The sequence below is a fragment of the Luteimonas sp. MC1572 genome, from assembly GCF_016615815.1.
Lineage (GTDB): Bacteria > Pseudomonadota > Gammaproteobacteria > Xanthomonadales > Xanthomonadaceae > Luteimonas.
In genome coordinates this window covers 1069500-1085827 of sequence record NZ_CP067112.1, presented here as the reverse complement: position 1 = coordinate 1085827, position 16328 = coordinate 1069500, and the positions used below count along the sequence as shown (strand labels likewise).

General features: G+C 69.0%; 11 protein-coding genes. 3 read left to right on the top strand and 8 right to left on the bottom strand.

Annotated elements, in window-relative coordinates; genetic code table 11:
• Positions 1 to 82 precede the first annotated feature (82 nt).
• From JGR64_RS04915 to asnB, 3 genes are read left to right on the top strand one after another with little or no spacing between them, the layout of a single operon-like run.
• Entirely contained in the window at positions 83 to 1069 is a 987-nt protein-coding gene (locus JGR64_RS04915; protein WP_199375439.1) for a polysaccharide deacetylase family protein, read from the top strand.
• A 16-nt stretch (positions 1070 to 1085) separates the two neighbouring features.
• Positions 1086 to 1871 (top strand): J domain-containing protein, encoded by a 786-nt coding sequence (locus JGR64_RS04910; protein WP_199375438.1) that lies wholly within the window; start codon positions 1086 to 1088, stop codon positions 1869 to 1871.
• 2 nt (positions 1872 to 1873) lie between these two features.
• Entirely contained in the window at positions 1874 to 3841 is a 1968-nt protein-coding gene (asnB, locus tag JGR64_RS04905) for an asparagine synthase (glutamine-hydrolyzing) (RefSeq protein ID WP_199375437.1), read from the top strand.
• Between the two features lie 19 nt (positions 3842 to 3860).
• Here asnB and JGR64_RS04900 read toward each other — a convergent pair whose 3' ends face one another.
• The 8 genes from JGR64_RS04900 to JGR64_RS04865 all read right to left on the bottom strand — a co-directional run bounded on the left by JGR64_RS04900 (position 3861) and on the right by JGR64_RS04865 (position 16328).
• Positions 3861 to 5432: an AMP-binding protein gene (locus JGR64_RS04900; RefSeq protein WP_199375436.1), complete on the bottom strand. Its 1572-nt coding sequence runs from the start codon at positions 5430 to 5432 to the stop codon at positions 3861 to 3863.
• A complete protein-coding gene (locus tag JGR64_RS13860) occupies positions 5429 to 5695 on the bottom strand; it encodes a phosphopantetheine-binding protein (RefSeq protein WP_234447002.1) in 267 nt (88 codons plus the stop codon). The genes JGR64_RS04900 and JGR64_RS13860 overlap by 4 nt, the downstream gene beginning before the upstream one ends.
• A gap of 59 nt (positions 5696 to 5754) precedes the next feature.
• Positions 5755 to 7149, bottom strand: coding sequence for a TIGR03013 family XrtA/PEP-CTERM system glycosyltransferase (locus JGR64_RS04890; protein WP_234447001.1), 1395 nt, complete (start codon positions 7147 to 7149; stop codon positions 5755 to 5757).
• Between the two features lie 211 nt (positions 7150 to 7360).
• Positions 7361 to 8998 (bottom strand): right-handed parallel beta-helix repeat-containing protein, encoded by a 1638-nt coding sequence (locus tag JGR64_RS04885; protein WP_199375434.1) that lies wholly within the window; start codon positions 8996 to 8998, stop codon positions 7361 to 7363.
• A 591-nt stretch (positions 8999 to 9589) separates the two neighbouring features.
• Positions 9590 to 10396 carry a hypothetical protein gene (locus tag JGR64_RS04880; protein WP_199375433.1) on the bottom strand — a complete coding sequence of 269 codons (807 nt, stop codon included), beginning with the start codon at positions 10394 to 10396 and terminating at the stop codon, positions 9590 to 9592.
• Positions 10389 to 11129: an alpha/beta hydrolase gene (locus JGR64_RS04875; protein ID WP_199375432.1), complete on the bottom strand. Its 741-nt coding sequence runs from the start codon at positions 11127 to 11129 to the stop codon at positions 10389 to 10391. The genes JGR64_RS04880 and JGR64_RS04875 overlap by 8 nt, the downstream gene beginning before the upstream one ends.
• A gap of 110 nt (positions 11130 to 11239) precedes the next feature.
• Positions 11240 to 11575 carry an acyl carrier protein gene (locus tag JGR64_RS04870; RefSeq protein ID WP_199375431.1) on the bottom strand — a complete coding sequence of 112 codons (336 nt, stop codon included), beginning with the start codon at positions 11573 to 11575 and terminating at the stop codon, positions 11240 to 11242.
• Positions 11576 to 11705: 130 nt separating this feature from the next.
• Positions 11706 to 16328 (bottom strand): non-ribosomal peptide synthetase, encoded by a 4623-nt coding sequence (locus tag JGR64_RS04865; protein WP_199375430.1) that lies wholly within the window; start codon positions 16326 to 16328, stop codon positions 11706 to 11708.

The following is a 16328-nucleotide window of genomic DNA, read 5'->3' as shown; positions in this document are numbered from 1 at the left end:
GCATTTGCCGTTGGTAAGGGACAACGGATATCCGGCCGGTAACAGGCCGCGCATGTGGGGGCATGGAATGATGAAACGGGACATGGCTGCGAAGGTCTTGGCAACACCGGGCATGCGCCGCCTGGTGGCCGCCGCGCTGCCTCACGATGGAGTGCTGGTCCTCAACTACCACCGCGTGGGCGACAGCAGCCGCTCGCGGTACGACCGTGGGCTCTGGAGCGCGACGGCCGAGGGTTTCGACGCCCAGGTCAGGTTCCTGAAGGACAACTGCGACATCATCGGCCTGGACGACATCGCCGACGCGCTGCGCCGTCCAAGTGGCCGCTACGTGGCCATCACCTTCGACGACGGCTATCTCGACAACCATGACATCGCCCTGCCGGTGCTGAAGCACCACCGCGTGCCCGCGGCGTTCTTCATTGCAACCGGCTTCATAGACCGCAACCTCCTGCCCTGGTGGGACGCGATCGCCATGCAGGTGCGCGAGAGCGCCAGCGGCACGCTCGACCTGTCGCCCTGGATTGCCGGGCGGATCGCTCTCGGCAAGGACCGCGAAGCCTGGATACGGCGCATCATCGCCGCCTACAAGGACCTGCCCTTCGGGCAGACGCTCCCGTTCCGCGCCCGCCTCACCGAGGAGACCGGGCTCGAGCCACCGGACACCGTGGAAGGCCAGTGGATGGACTGGGACATGGTCCGCGCACTGGCCCGGGCCGGCATGACGATTGGCGGCCACACCGTGAACCACCCGATCCTGTCGAGCCTTCCGGTCGAAGAGCAGCGCGCGGAAATCGAGGGTTGCGCCCTGCGCCTGCGGGAGGAACTCGGGATCGACATGACGCACTTCGCCTACCCCGTCGGCGGCCCCACCGCGTTCGACGACAACACCATGCGCCTGCTGCGCGATGCCCGCGTGGCGCAGGCGTTCTCCTTCTACGGCGGGGTGGCCCGCGCCTCGTCCGCACCGCTCGACCTGCAGCGCGTCCCGGTGTCCAAGGAGACGGGACAGGACCTGTTCCGGGCCATGGTGCAGCTGCCGCACATGTTCTGCCGTCAGCTGGCCGCCTGAAGCCGCTGCCCCGGCGATGAACCATGCGACCGACTTCGCAAGGCTCTATGCCGAGCTCGGCGTCTCGCCGCAGTGCGGCCTGCACGCGTTCAAGCAGGCGTACCGCCGCCGCGTCGCGGAGCTGCATCCCGACCGGCCCGCCACCGGACCGCGCGATCCCGACAGGCTCATCGCGCTCAACCTGGGCTACGCCGCCGCGCTGGACTTCCATCGCGCGCGTGGCCGGCTGCCCGGGGCTCCGGCGCACGCCGCCGGCACCACCGCGCAGACCGCGCCGCTGCAACATGGCAGCCAGTGGAACGGGCGGCACATGCAGGCCCGCACCGCGTCACCCACGGCGCAGCTGCCCCCCTCGGCCACACGCCATGCAATGTGGATGCGCTCGGTGCTGACGGTGCTGATCGTGGCGGGTGCAACCTGGCACTGGCTGCCGGCCTCCGAAGAGCCAGCCGCGCCGGCCGCCGAGTCTCCGCAGGCCGCGCCTTTCGCGGAAGCCCCGATGGACGTACAGCTCGTACCCGGCATGGACCGCCGCACCGTCGCGGTCCTGCTCGGCGAACCCATGGTGCGCGACGCCAGCGACTCGCTCTGGATGTATGGACCGTCCTGGGTGCACTTCGAGTGCGGGCGGCTGGCGGACTGGCACAACACCCCGCTGCATCCACTGCCGGTCGCCACGCAGCGCCCGCAGCACGCGACAGCGGGCGGGGCCAGACGCACCGCCAGCGCACGGCCGCGCGCCTGCGCGGACCATGCGGCCATGACTGCAGACGTCGCGCCCCAGGCCCACGGGGACGACTGACCATGTGCGGGTTGGCCGGCTATCTGGGGGCCGGCATTGCCGCGCACGATGCGCGCGCGGTGCTGGCATCGATGATCACCACCCTCGCCCATCGTGGTCCCGACGGCTACGGCTTCCACGTCAGCGAGGGCGTGGGTCTCGCGCACGCGCGCCTGTCCATCATCGACCTCGCCACCGGCGCCCAGCCGATGGCCAGTCCGGACGCCCAGGTGTGGATCGTCTTCAACGGCGAGATCTTCAATTTCATCGAACTGCGAGCCCGGCTCGAAGCGCAGGGCCACGTGTTCCACACGCGGTCGGATACCGAAGTAATCGTGCATCTGTACCAGCGGCACGGAGATGCGTTCGTCGACCACCTCAACGGCCAGTTCGCCATCGCCCTGTGGGATGGCAGCCGGCGCCGGCTGGTGCTGGCGCGCGACCGCCTCGGCATCCGCCCGCTGTACTACACGCGCGCGCGCGGCGCGCTCTGGTTCGCCTCCGAGGCCAAGGCGCTCTTCGCGGCGCTGCCTGGACACGCATGCATTGATCCGACGGGCCTCGCCCAGGCGCTGACCCTGTGGGCGCCGCTCGATCCCGACACCGTCTGGCAAGGTGTGGCCACGCTGCCGCCCGGCCACCTCCTGACCATCGAGGCCGACGGTCGTGAGCGCCTGCGCCGCTACTGGGACTTGACCTTCCCGGACGCGTCCGACCCGGCCCGTCACTGGCATGACATCGACCAGGCCGCGGGCGAACTGCGCGAGCGGCTCGTGGATGCCGTCCGGCTGCAGCTGCGCGCCGACGTACCGGTGGGCGCCTACCTCAGCGGTGGCCTGGACTCGTCGGGCATCGCCGCCCTGATCCGCACCGCCACGAATACGCCGGTGCGCACGTTCTCGGTGGCGTTCGCGCAGCGCGAGTTCGACGAGAGCCGGCACCAGCAGGCCATGGTCCGGCACCTCGGGACGGACCACACCACGCTGCATGTGGGAGCCGCCGACATCGGCCAGGCATTCCGGCGCTTCATCGCGCATGCCGAAACCCCGGTGCTGCGCACCGCGGGCGTGCCCCTGATGCTGCTTGCCGACGACGTGCGGCGCCAGGGGTATCGCGTGGTGCTGACCGGCGAAGGCGCCGACGAGGTCTTCGCCGGCTACGACCTGTTCAAGGAAGCCAAGATCCGCCGTTTCTGGTCACGCCAGCCCGGATCCAGCGCGCGTCCCCGCCTGCTCGGACGCCTGTACGGCTATCTCGCCAATTCGCCATCGTCCAATCCCGCGTTCGCCGCGGCGTTTTTCGGGCAGGGCATGGAGCACATCGACCGGCCCGTGTTTTCGCACGTGCCGCGCTGGACCACGTCGGGGCGCGCGCTCCGGTTCCTGTCACCCGAACTCCGCACCGCGGTCGCCGGCTTCGACCCGCTGGCGCTGGTGGAGTCCCGCCTGCCAGCCGCGCTCATGCGCTGGACGCCGCTGGCCCGCGACCAGTACGTGGAGGCGAAGACGTTGCTCGCCGGGTATCTGCTGGCCAGCCAGGGCGATCGCGCGGCGATGGCGGCCTCGATCGAGGGCCGCTATCCCTTTCTCGACCACACCCTGGTCGAGTTCGCGAACCGCCTGCCGCCGCAGTGGAAACTGCATGGGTTGTCCGAAAAGCACGTGCTGCGCAAGGCCTTGGCCGACCTGTTGCCGGCCGACATCCTCAGCCGCACGAAACAGCCCTATCGGGCTCCCGACAGCGAATGCTTTTTCGTCGACGGAAAGCCGCTCGACTACGTGGCCGAAGCCTTCGATCGCGACGCGATCCGCGCCGATGGCATGTTCGACGCCGACGCGGTGTCGCGCCTGTACGAGAAAGCGCGTGCCGGCAACGCGGGAGGCTTCGCCGACAACCAGGCCTTCGTCGGCATCCTCTCCACGCGCCTGCTGCAGGGCATCCACGCCGCCGGCGGGCGGCGGCGCGAGGAAGCAGCGGCCGGGGCCGCCTGACCCGGGCGTCCGTGGCGGCTCAGGCCTCCGCGGCCTGGCGCCCCTCGGCTTCGGCCTGGAGTTCGCTGCGCCGGATCTTGCCGGTGCCGGTCTTGGGCAGCGATTCGCGGAACTCCACCGTGCGCGGCACCATGAACTCCTCGAGGTGGGCGCGGCAGTGCGCGATAACCGCGCGCGCGTCCAGGCCGGGATCGTCGACCACCAGCAGCGCCTTCAGCGCATGGCCGAGCACCGGATCGGGAACACCCACCAGTGCGGCCTCGCGCACGCCGTGCATCGCATACAGCACGTTCTCGACTTCCTTGGGGCTGACCTTCTCGCCACGCGACTTGAGGATGTCGTCCTTGCGGCCGACGAAGTACAGGAACCCCTCGGCATCCATGCGGAACAGGTCACCGGTGTGCAGCACCCGCTCCCAGGGGTAGCGGCCGGGGCGCAGCGCGCGCGCGGTGGCTTCGGCATTGTTCCAGTAGCCCTGCATCACGTGGCCACCGCGCACCACCAGTTCGCCGACCTCGCCCGCAGGCAGCGGTCGCCCGGCATCGTCGGCCACCCAGGCCTGCGTGCCGGGGATGGCGATGCCGACGCTCTCCGGGCGTCGCGCAAGCTCCTCCGGCGGCAGCCAGGTGCAGCGCTTGGATTCGGTCATCCCATACATCGAATACACCCGCGCGGCCGGGAACAGGTCCTGCAACCTGCGGATGTGCGCGGGCGGCAGCGCAGCGGCAGTGTTGGTGAGATAGCGCACGCTGGCGGCCCAGGCCGGGTCGAAGTTGCGCAGCTGCACGATCAGCGCCGCCATCGTCGGCACGAGCGGGAACGCGGTCACGCGCTCGCTGGCCAGCAGCGGCAGCACCTTCTGCGGAAACGCGAAGGACGTCTCCAGCACGAGGGTGGCGCCCAGCTTCACGCACATCAGCAACTGGTACAGGCCGTAATCGAACGCCAGGGGAAGCACGCTGAGCACGACGTCGTCGCGGCTGGCCTGCAGGTAGGTGGTGATCGACGTGGCCGCGAAGCGCACGTTGGCGTGCGTCATCATCACGCCCTTGGGATTGCCGGTCGACCCCGATGTGTAGACCAGCATCGCCAGGTCGGTATCGATGCCGACCTGTGGCGGCAGGCAGGCCGGGTCGGACGCGGCGAGGAAGCGCCGGTACCCGATGGCCGCGCCATCAACGCCATCGCCATCGGCATCGACCACCACGATGCAGCGAACGCTGGGCGCTCGCGCCGCCGCCGACTGGGCGACCGGCAACAGGCTGGCCTGGGTCAGCAGGACCGTCGCACCGCAATCCGCGAGCACGAACGCCAGCTTGTCGGCCTTGGTGGTGGGATTGATCACCGAGAACACGCCGCCGGCGCGCAGGGTGCCGAAAACGCCGACCGCGGCTTCGACCGAGTTGTCCATGAACACCACGCAGCGCTCGCCGTCCTCCAGGCCGACGTGTTGTGCAAGCGCGGCGGCGAAGCGTTCACTCTCGGCGTGGAGCTCGGCGTAGTCGACGCGGCGGTCGCCGCGGACGATCGCCGACTTCCCGGGCTGGTGCGCGGCCGCCCGCGCCAGCCAGCGCTCGCAACGTGCCGTCACTCCGCCAGCTCCATCTCCTGGAGCTTGCGCGCGACGAAGGCATCGATGGCGGCGATGCTGTCGAGGTTTTCCGGCAGCACTTCATCGTCGTCGACGATGAAGCCGAACTCCTGCTCCAGCCAGGTGACGAGCAGCAGCACGCCCATGGAATCGATGACGCCCGATTCAAGCAGGCTCAGCTCGGCCGCGGGCGGCCCGCCGGGACCCGCCGGGGGGAAGTTCTCATCGATGAATGCGCGGATGCGCGTTTCGTGCTGGCTCACTGGATCATCCGTTCGAGGGTCTGATCAGTTAACGGAATCCGCGGCCGCATGCGGCCGGTCTAGCGCGCACCGCGCCGGAACAGCACGACTTCCACGGTCTGCAGCAGGATCATGAAATCGAACACGAGTCCCTGGTTCTTGACGTAGAAGAGGTCGAACTTGAGCTTCTCGTGGGCATCGCTGACCGATGCGCCGTACGGATAGCGCAATTGCGCCCAGCCGGTGAGCCCGGGTTTCACGGAGTGGCGCACGTTGTAGTAGCGGATCTCGCCGTTGAGCTGCTGCACGAACTGCGGCCGCTCCGGCCGCGGGCCGACAAAGCTCATGTCGCCTGCAAGCACGTTGAACAGCTGGGGCAGTTCGTCCAGGCGGGTCTTGCGGATGAAGCGCCCCACGCGCGTGGTGCGGTTGTCGTCACGGCTCGCCCATCGCGCGACGCCATCGCCTTCGGCGTCGGCGCGCATGCTGCGGAACTTGGCCAGCTCGAAGCTGCGCCCGCCCTCGCCCACCCGCACCTGCCGGTAGAGCACGGGCCCGTCGCCTTCGATGCGCACGGCCAGCGCGACCAGCAGCATGGCCGGCCACGCCACCAGCAGCAGCGCCGTCGCAGCGGCGAGGTCGAAGCAGCGCTTGCTCAGGCGTCGCATCAGTGAATGGTCGAAGCCGCCGGAGAACACCAGCGAAGACGGATCGGCCGCCTCGAGCTTGATCATGCCCGCCTCGCGCTCGAAGAACATCGGGATGTTGACCACGGAGATGCCACGCTGTGCGCAGGCCAGGATGTCATCCATCGGCAGGCCGCCGCGACGCTCGTCCGGGGCCAGGACGATCTCCTGCACGCTCAACTCGCGGGTCAGGGAAACCAGGTCGAGCGGGCTGCGCACGAGGAGGTCGGCGGCCACCACGACCCGCTGGCCGGGGGCCGGCACGAATCCGACCACGCAGAATGCCTGCCGGTCGGCCCGGCGGCGCATGCGGCGGTTGATCAGGTCGGCTTGCTCGCCGGCACCGTAGACAAGCACGCGGCGCTTGTAGGCAGCGCCGCCCGTCAGGCTGCGCGCGCCCCAGCGCAGGGCGGCAACCGCCACGAACCCGAGCGCGAGGTTGATCGAGAGCAGGCCGCGTCCCATGTAGGTCTGCGGCAGCACGTAGTAGGTCACCAGCAGCCCGACACCACCGAAGGCGAACGCCAGCACCATGCGCAGCAGCAGTTCCGAGGGGTTGTGGCGCACGTGGGACTGGTAGAGCCCGAATGCCGCCATCGCCATGGTGACGTACATCGGTACCAGGATCGCGGGAAAGGGCACCATGGCCAGGTGCAGGCTGCGGCCATCGGGATCATCGGAAAACCGCAGGCAGATCGCCGCCACCGAGGCGAGCAGCAGGGCCAGCGACTCGAGCAGCCACTGGATGCGCACGAGGCGCTGGGCACGCCCGCCGAAGGCCCCGATCACGGGACCAACCCATTGCATCTGAACGACAACATGCCGACCCCCGTGAGCGATCGCGGCCACTGGACATGGGCGCCGCATGGCGGTGCCCATCCAGAAAAACTCCGATCACGCTGCAAACCGGCCAAAAAAAAAACGCGGCAGGCCGCGTGGGGTGTGGTCGACGGGGCCGGGGCCTGGCTGCCGCCCGGGACGGGCGGCAGCCAGGTGACACTCAGTCGGCGGAGAGCTTCTGCTTCGCGCCGTCGATCCAGCTGCCCACCGTCTTCCATGCGGCGGCGGCCGGCGACGTGATCACCACGTCGGACGCTGCCTCGGCCGGTGCGCTCGTGGTGAGCGTCGGGTTGCTGATGCCGGGACGCGCCGGGGTGCGCGCCGGAGGCGTACCGGTATCGACCGGACCACGGAGCCGCGGGCGCGGCGGCGTCGCCACCGGCGGCAGGGTGGCCGTCGGCGTCTTCAGCCGGTTACGACGCGGCGGATTGGTCGTCGGCGGCGGGGTCGTGCCGCCGGCGAGCTGATCGGCACCGATGTCATTGCTGGTGCCACGGACGTGCATGTCGATGTCGTGCACCACCTGGGACAACGGAATGCCGCCGCCGATGGCCGGGCTGCCCGCGGCGATGTGGCCGGTGGCGTTGACCGAGAACGCGGCCAGCTTGCTGTTCGCGTCCTGGCCGGTGGCCGACCGCCACTGTCCCAACGTGCCGGCCGTGGTCAGGCCACTGCCGGGACGCGAATCGCGGAACGTGCAGCTCGCGTTGTGGAAGCCGTTGTAGTTCGAGTTGGCCGAACCGCTGAGGCCGGAAAGCCCGCCAAGTTCACCGCTGTAGCGGATATCGATGCAGTTTCCGCCGTCCTGGATCACGAGGTTGTTGACCAGCTTCGGGTTGACGCTCGCCGGACGGCCCGCCAACGGGTCCCAGTCCTGGAACGGCACGCCGAAGTACAGGGCGCCGTGGCCCTTGCGCGCCGCGTTGACGATGGTGTTGTTGGCGACCAGCGCATCCTTGGCCGCATAGAGGCCGATACCCGCGTACTGCGTGTTGCGGACGACGTTGTTGCGCACCGTGCCGCGGATCGACTCGTAGTACTGCGGATTGAGCTGCAGGTCGAAGAACTCGGTGCTGGTGTCGAAGCCCACCAGGATGCCCGCCATGCCGGTGTTCTCGATGCGGTTGCGCTGCACCACCACGTCCGCCGCTCCGCCCTTGAAGTACAGGCCGGTGGTGGCGATGTCGTGGATGTAGCTGTCCTCGACCAGCATGCCGGAGCCATTGACGTTGTCGATGCCGTCGGCGTTCATCGCATCCGGCGACGTGCCGGCCGGGTACATCTTGCCGGTGTTGCGGATCTCGACGCGACGGATGGTCGCGTTGTTCGACTTCGGGGTGACCTTGATGCCGTCACGGCCGGTATCGCGGATCAGCAGGTCTTCAAGCACCACGTTCTCGGCGCCCTTGTTGCTGGACGGGCCGCCCTGGTACCAGCTGGTCTGCAGCATCACGGCGTAATAGCGCCCGCCACTGATCTCGAGGTTGCTGAGGCGGCTGCCCGAGGCACCCGGATCGATCTGGATGGTGACGCTGTCGGGGGTGTTCACGTCGCAATGGATGTGCGCGCGCTCGCCGGGATAGGAACGCAGCGTCAGCGGCTTGCGCAGGCGGACGTCGCACTCGTTGTAGGTGGCGCCACCGCGCAGCGTGACGGTGTCGCCCGCCGACACCACGCCATTGGTGGTGGAGAGCACGCGCTTCACGGTGCGGAACGGCGAGCCGATGCTGCCATTGCCGCTGCTGTCGTTGCCGGTGGGGGAGACGAACCACTCGGCGGCGTTGGCCGGGGCGGCCACGAAGGCCAGCAGGAGTGGGGTCGCGGCGAGGGCGGCGAGGCCGCGGTGCCGCTTGGACGAGGAAGGCGCGCTATGCGGCCGGGTGGAATCTGTTGCGGAGTGTTGCGGGTTGGAGATGACGGTGGTGGCGGGTAAGCCCGGTAACGGGCGCAGGATTGGTAAACGTAAGCTCGAACGCATGGGTGACTCCGGGTATGCAACAGCGCCCCTGTTCGCCGTGCGTGGATGGTTACAGCCGGCGCAGATTAGCCGCGACGCCCACGCACGAAAGCGACCGCGATCACAGTTGTCCCAGCTGGAAAAGCTGGCATTCATCGGCGCAAACCCGGAACCATCCGCGTAAAACACGAACGCCAGCGGCGGGCCGCTGGCGTTCGTGCACCACATGGTGCGCCCTGAAGAAGGTCCCACCTCCGCCCGACCCGGGTGCGTGGACGGTGCCTGGGGGACGGCACAGGCCGGTGGCGATCGGGTCAGCCGGCAGGCCTCGGCATCTCGTTGATTCTCAGGCCATTTCCCCACATCCCGCGGGCCAGCGCGGGCAAAACGACGCACCATTCCTTGAACTTCGTCACACTATTTCGGCGCTGATCAAGCCGTCGCCGCGGGTCGCGTGAACTGCTCGCACCAGTCGCCGAGGCTCGACAGCACGTGATCGCGATCGGCGGGCGACATAAGGGTGTGGTCGAACGCTGGCCAGTACGTGGTCGTCAGGCCCGCATGCCGGCAGGATTTGCCGAAGGTGTCGTCAAGCTGGCGGCGATCCAGCATGTACTTCGACACCCCACCCGTGTACATCGCCAGGATACGCACACCGCGCGAGAGCAGGTCGGTGGATTGCCGTCGGAATGCCTTCGGCTCGGGCCAATCGCGAATGACGGCGATATCTGCCGCGTACACCCCTTCTTCCGGACGCAGGCCGCGGAGCAGCCGCCAGGCCAATCCCGGCCATTGCCACGGCGGTCGACGCAGTGCCTTTCGTACGCGCGCAAGGCGGAACCACCGGCCCCGATGGGCGAACCCGTCAAGCAGCCAGACGCCCGCGATTCGTGGATCGTCCTGCGCGATGTGCCAGGCCATGTCGGCCGCACTGCAGATGCCGCCGATGACAAAACACCTGGAACCGACCTCCCGCTCCAGCGCATCCAATGCCGCCGCCACCATTGCATTGACCGACACCCCCGCCGCAGGCCCGTCGCCGACCCGCGGCAGGTCGAAGCGGAAGACATCCACGCCACGCGTGGCAAGGTATCGGGCGATCGCAACGTAACCGCGGAACGGCCCGACCCGATGCGTCAGGCCCGCGTTGAGCAGGACCAGGGTCACCGGCGTCGCCCGACGCCTGGCGGGGGTGAGTATCCCGTAGCCGAACCCCGGGATGTCGATCACTTCATCCATGAGCCACCGTCCGGCGGCGCTGCGGCAGGTCGAGCAGCAGCGCCTGCACCACCGGCTCGGCGTCGCGAAGGTGGATGACGCTGCGCAGGTCGAGTTCGTCGACCCAGTCGGAAGCGACGTCCGGCAACACATGATGGGTGCCGTCGGCAAAGGCCACCGGCATGGTGCCCGGGCCTGTCACGACCGCCACCGGCAATCGCGTACCGCCCGCCACCACGCAGCGCGAGGCGAGCTCCCTGCGAAACCCCGCCGAGGTGCGGAACCCGACCAGCTCGTCGCGTTCGGCCGGCACCGGCAGTGCGCGCAGCGGATAGCGGCGTGGATCGGTCCGCGCAGCGAGGTCCTGGGCTTCCAGCGATTGCACGTGGGCACAACCGTCCACCACCGGCAGCCAGAGCCACAGCGCATCGGCCCGGGCGGGATTGGCGGCATGGAATGCCAGTGGCGCGGACGCGCGGATTCCCATCAGGACCAGCGGATGGTCGCCGGCGCGCCGGCGCAGCTCGGCGGCAGCGCAGGCGATGTCCGCAAGCGCCAGGTCCGGGCTGAAGTCGGCGTCGTCACCTTCGGCGTCGCCGGTTCCGTGGTAGTCGAAGCGCAGGCAGGCGACGCCGTCGGCCGCCAGCCGATCGGCCATCTGCGAGAAGAAGCGATGGCTGCGCGCGTGCTCGTGCAGCAGCGGCGGACACATCAGCACCAGGGCGCGCGGCGTGCCCACTGCGGGATGCAGCACGCCGAACAACCTTCGCTCCTGCGCGAAAAAGTGGAAAGGCTGCATGCTCATGAGAGTGGCGGCGGAAGCTCCCGGCTTCCCGGCACAACGGAAGTGGCGACAGCGGCCGGTCAGCCTCGTGCCGACGCAGAGCCGAACAAACGTTTGACGCGCCCTACCAGGCGGCCGCCGGAGCTGCGCGCACCCGGCGCCACGTCGTCCGGCAGGTCGGCAGCAATTTCGCCCAGGCTCTGCACCGCGAGCTGCATCAGCTTGATGCGCACGCCGGTCTCCTTCGAAACGCGTTCCGACATCTGTATGGCGAGCATTGAATTTCCACCGATGTCGAAGAAGTTGTCCGACGGTTGCACGTCAATGTCCAGCAGCTCCGACCAGATCCCGACCAGATAGGACTCGCGGGACCCGGCGGCCGGGGGCTGGACACTGGTCGCGGTGTTGTCTTGCATGGAGTTCTCCCCCCGTTGAAGCGGCAATCATTCCAACGTCGATTGCGGTGGTGAGCGGCCGGATCCGCGCCAGGCCCGCGTAACGCAGTCCCCGTCGGCGTCGGATTCAGGCGGATTCCGTTCGGTTCTGCTACGCCAGCCCGCCGGCGTCGCGCGTGGCCAGGCCCGCGAGCGCCCCGACGCTGCGCGCGGGGTCGTCGGCGATGGCGCGCAGCAGCGCCATGTAGCACGCGCGCAGCCGGAGGATGCTCTGTTCGAACAGGATGTCGGAGTTGTAGATCAGCCCGCCGGCCATCCCGCCGCCATCCTCGACGAACCACAGGCCCAGGTCCTCGGTCGCACCGGGCTGGAAGACCTCGATGCGGCTGTGGTCGAGGTCGCCCCAGCGCACCACGCGCTGGCGGATGTCCTGGAACGAGAACAGCGCCTGGTACAGCATCGTGCCGCCGCCCTCGCTGCGCAGGCTCAGCTCGCGGGTCAGGTCCTCGAGCCGGATGTCGGGCGCGGAAAAACTGTCCAGCACCACGTCGCGTACCTTGCGCACCAGCTCGGTGAACGGCCGCGCCGGGTCGATCTCCATGCGCAGCGGCAACAGGTTGGTGAAATAGCCCATCAGGCCCTCGACTTCCGACGAGTTGCGCCCCCGCACGGGGGTACCGATCACCATGTCGCGCTGGCCGGCATGGTCGGCAAGCAGCAGCGCGTACGCGCTCAGCAGGGTCACGAACAGGGTCACGTCCATGTCGCGGCTGCGGGCATGCAGGGCCGCGGTGAGGTCTCCCGGGACCAGGACCTTGCACGACGCACTGTTGCCCGACATTCCGCGCTTGCGCGGCTTGTCCGTTGGCAGGGCCTGCGGCCGGCCGCCCTGCGAGTTGGGTGCACCCAGCCGCTCGCGCCAGGACACCAGTTGCTTCGCGTACTCCGGGCCCTTGACCCATTCGTTGTGCCAGGCCGCGTAGTCGCCGTAGGTCACCGGCAGTTCCGGGAGCCGTGGCGCCCGTCCCTCGACCAGCGCCGCGTAGCTCTCGGCGATGTCGGAGTACAACAGGTCGAACGACCAGCCGTCCCAGATGATGTGGTGCGGCATGAAGAACAGGGCGTGCTCGTGTTCGGCAAGCTTGAACAGCTGCGCCCGGAACAGCGGCGGCCGCGACAGGTCCTCGAAGGGCGTCTCCACCATCACCTGCATGCGGCGCGCGACTTCGGCTTCTCGCTCATCCTCCGGCACCGTGCTCAGGTCCTGCACCTGCAGCAGGCCCGGATCGATCTCATCGTGGATGACCTGGACCGGCTCGCCACCCTCGGTGGCGATCGTGGTGCGCAGCACGGTCTGCCGCTGCGCGACTTCGCGGAACGCGCGGTCCAGCAGGGCCACGTCGAGCGGGCCACGCAGGCGGTGTCCGGAAGGCGTGTTGTAGGACAGGATGCCGGGATTGAATGCCTCCAGCATCCGCAGCCGCTCCTGCACCAGCGACAGCGGTGCGCGACTCTGGTCCTCGCGTCGCACGATCCGCGGGCGCGGCGTCGCTTCTCCTGCTTCCTGCTCGACGACCTCCGCCAGCCTGGCCACCGTGGGGCAATCGAACACCGAACGCAGCGACAGCGCCGCGCCGAGGTCGCGGTTCAGTCGCGTGGTCAGCTGCGCGGCCAGCAGCGAATGGCCGCCGAGCGCGAAGAAGTCGTCATGCACGCCGATGTCCGGCACGCCGAGCACGTGCGACATCGCCTCGGCGATCGCACGCTCGGTCTCGTTGCGGGGCGGCACCAGGTCGCTGGCGACGCGCGCCGCCAGGTCGGGCGCCGGCAGCGACTTGCGCTCGGCCTTGCCGTTCGGCGACAGCGGAATCGCGTCCATCGCGATGAAGTGCTGCGGCACCATGTAGTCGGGCAACACCCTTTTCAGATGCGCCGCCAGCCGGGCCGGATCGGCCTGGGCACCCGGTCTGGCGACCACGTAGGCCACCAGCCGGACGTCGCCGGGCCGATCCTCGCGGGCGATGACCACCGCCTGGGCGACCGATTCATGCGCCGCCAGATTGCTCTCGATCTCGCCCAGCTCGATCCGGAAACCGCGCAGCTTCACCTGGAAATCGTTGCGGCCCAGGTATTCGATGTTGCCGTCGGCACGCCAGCGCCCGAGGTCACCGGTCCTGTACATGCGCGCATCCGGTTCTCGCACGAAGGGATCGGGCAGGAAGCGCTCGGCGGTGAGCGCGTCGCGGTTGAGGTAACCGCGGCCGACCTGCACACCGCCGATGAAGATCTCGCCGGACACGCCGATCGGCACCGGCTGGCCGGACGCATCGAGGATGTAGATGCGGGTGTTGGCTATCGGATGCCCGATCGGCACGCTGGCCGCTCTGGCGCCGGCACTGCACGCCCACGCGGTGACATCCACCGCCGCCTCGGTCGGCCCATACAGGTTGTGCAGTTCGACGCCCGGCAGTTCGCGCCCGAATGCCTCCACCAGCGATGCAGGCAGTGCCTCGCCGCTGCAGATCACCCGTCGCAGGCCCGCGCAGGCGCGACCCACGCCGGGATGCTCGAGGAACGCATGCAGCATCGATGGCACGAAATGCATCGTGGTCACGCCACGCGCCTGCACGGTGTCGGCCAGGTAGGCCGGATCCTTGTGGCCGTCCGGCCGCGCCATCACCAGGCGCGCGCCCGACAGCAGTGGCAGGAAGAACTCCCACACCGAAACGTCGAAGCTGAAGGGAGTCTTCTGCAGCACCGTGTCGCCAGGGCCGATGCGGTACTCGTCGCGCATCCACAGCAGCCGATTGACCACGCCGCGATGTTCGTTCATCGCGCCCTTGGGCATGCCGGTCGAACCGGAGGTGTAGATCACGTAGGCGAGGTTGGTCGCGAGCGCAACGGGCGCGGGATCGGTGCCTGGCTGCCCCGCCCACTCGGGCTCCGCGGCATCGAGCACCAGCCGCGGCAGTGACGGGGCGATGCCCGCCAGCGTCCCTGCCAGCGCCTGCCGGGTCAGCAGCACCGATGGCCGGCAATCGCCGAGCATGTAGGCGAGGCGATCGGCGGGATAGGCCGGGTCCAGCGGCACGTAAGCGGCACCGCTCTTGAGCACCGCCAGCAGGCCCACCACCATGTCCAGGCTGCGGTCGACGCACACCGCGACACGGTCATCGGGTTTCACGCCGATGCTGCGCAGATGGTGCGCCAGGCGATTGGCCGCCGCGTTGAGCTCATCGAAGCGCAGGCACGCGCCCTGGTGCTCGACCGCGATCGCGTCGGGCGTGCGCCGCACCTGCTGCTCGATCAGTTCCTGGATGCAGCAGTCACGCGGATAGTCGACCTGGGTGTCGTTGAACTTCTCCAGCACCAGCCGGCGCTCGGTCTCGGCCAGCAGCGGCAGCTGCCCGAGTGCCCGCGAATCGTCCTCGACCATCGCCTCGAGCATCGTGCGCCAGTACGCCATCCAGTGGCGGATGGTGGCGGTATCGAACAGGTCGCGGCTGTACTGGCACTCGAGGCGCAGCCCGTCCCCCACCTGGACCGCGTTGATGAACAGCTCGAAGTTTTCGAACGTGCGCGCGTTGCTGGCGAAGTCCATCTCCAGGCCTGGAAACGCGGCGTGTTCGCGACCCAGCGCCTGGTCGATGTTGAACATCACGCTGATCAACGGCAGCCGCGACGGATCGCGGGCGACCTTGAGCTTGCGCAACAGCGTGCCGAAGGTATAGCGCTGGTGGTCGAGCGCATCGAGCAGGGTCGCCTGCGCAGCGTCGATGGCCGCGGCCACCGGCTGCGCGGGATCAAGGTCGAACAGCAGCGGCAGCGTGTTGACGCAGTGCCCGACCAGGTGATCGTGCCCGTCAACGGACTGGCCCGCGGCGGGGATTCCGACCACGACCTGCGACTGGCTCGACAGCCGGGACAGCAGCGCGGCGAAACTGGCCAGCAGGGTCGCGAACAGGCTCACGCCACGGCGCGCGCCCATCTTCCTGATCGCTGCGACCACCTCGCCATCGAGCACGTAGTCCTCGCGCGCGGACGCGAAGCCGCGGCGCGCGGGGCGCGGCCGGTCGGTGGGCAGGTCGAGTACCGGCGTTTCGCCGGCGAAGCGCGACAGCCAGTAGGCCTCGTCCTCCGCGAAGGCGGCATTGGCATGGCGCGTGGCCTCGGCCAGCGCGTAATCGGCGAAGTCATCCGCCGGCGGCAGTTCGGACGGCGTGCCCAGCCGCGCTGCGTACAGCGCGGCCAGCTCGCGCGTCAGCACCCACCACGACCAGCCGTCGCAGACGATGTGGTGTGCCGTGAGCACGAGCAGGTGGTCATCGTCGCCCAGGCGCAGCAGTTCGGCGCGGAACAGGCGGTCGTGCTGCAGCGCGAACCGGGTTTCCACCGCCAGCCGCAGGCGCTCGGCGACGGCTGCTTCGCGCGCGGCATCGTCCAGCTTCGAATAGTCGAACGTCGGCAGCGCCAGCTCCACGCAATCGAGCACGCACAGGGTGTCGCCCTCCGGCCCGAGATTGCCACGCAGGGCGCCATGCCCGTCGAGCAGGTCCTGCAACGCGCCGTGCAGCGCGGCGGCGTCCAGGCGGCCCTTGAGCCGCATCGTCACCGACTCGTTGAACGCCAGCGAGGCGTCCCTGCCGAGCTGGTCGGCCAGCCAGATCTCGCGCTGCGGCTCGGTGGTGGGCACCACGCGCGCGACTGCGCCTTCGGCGAACGGATCGTATTCGACCGCGGCTCCCGCATCGGGGACTGGCTTGACTGCGGACAT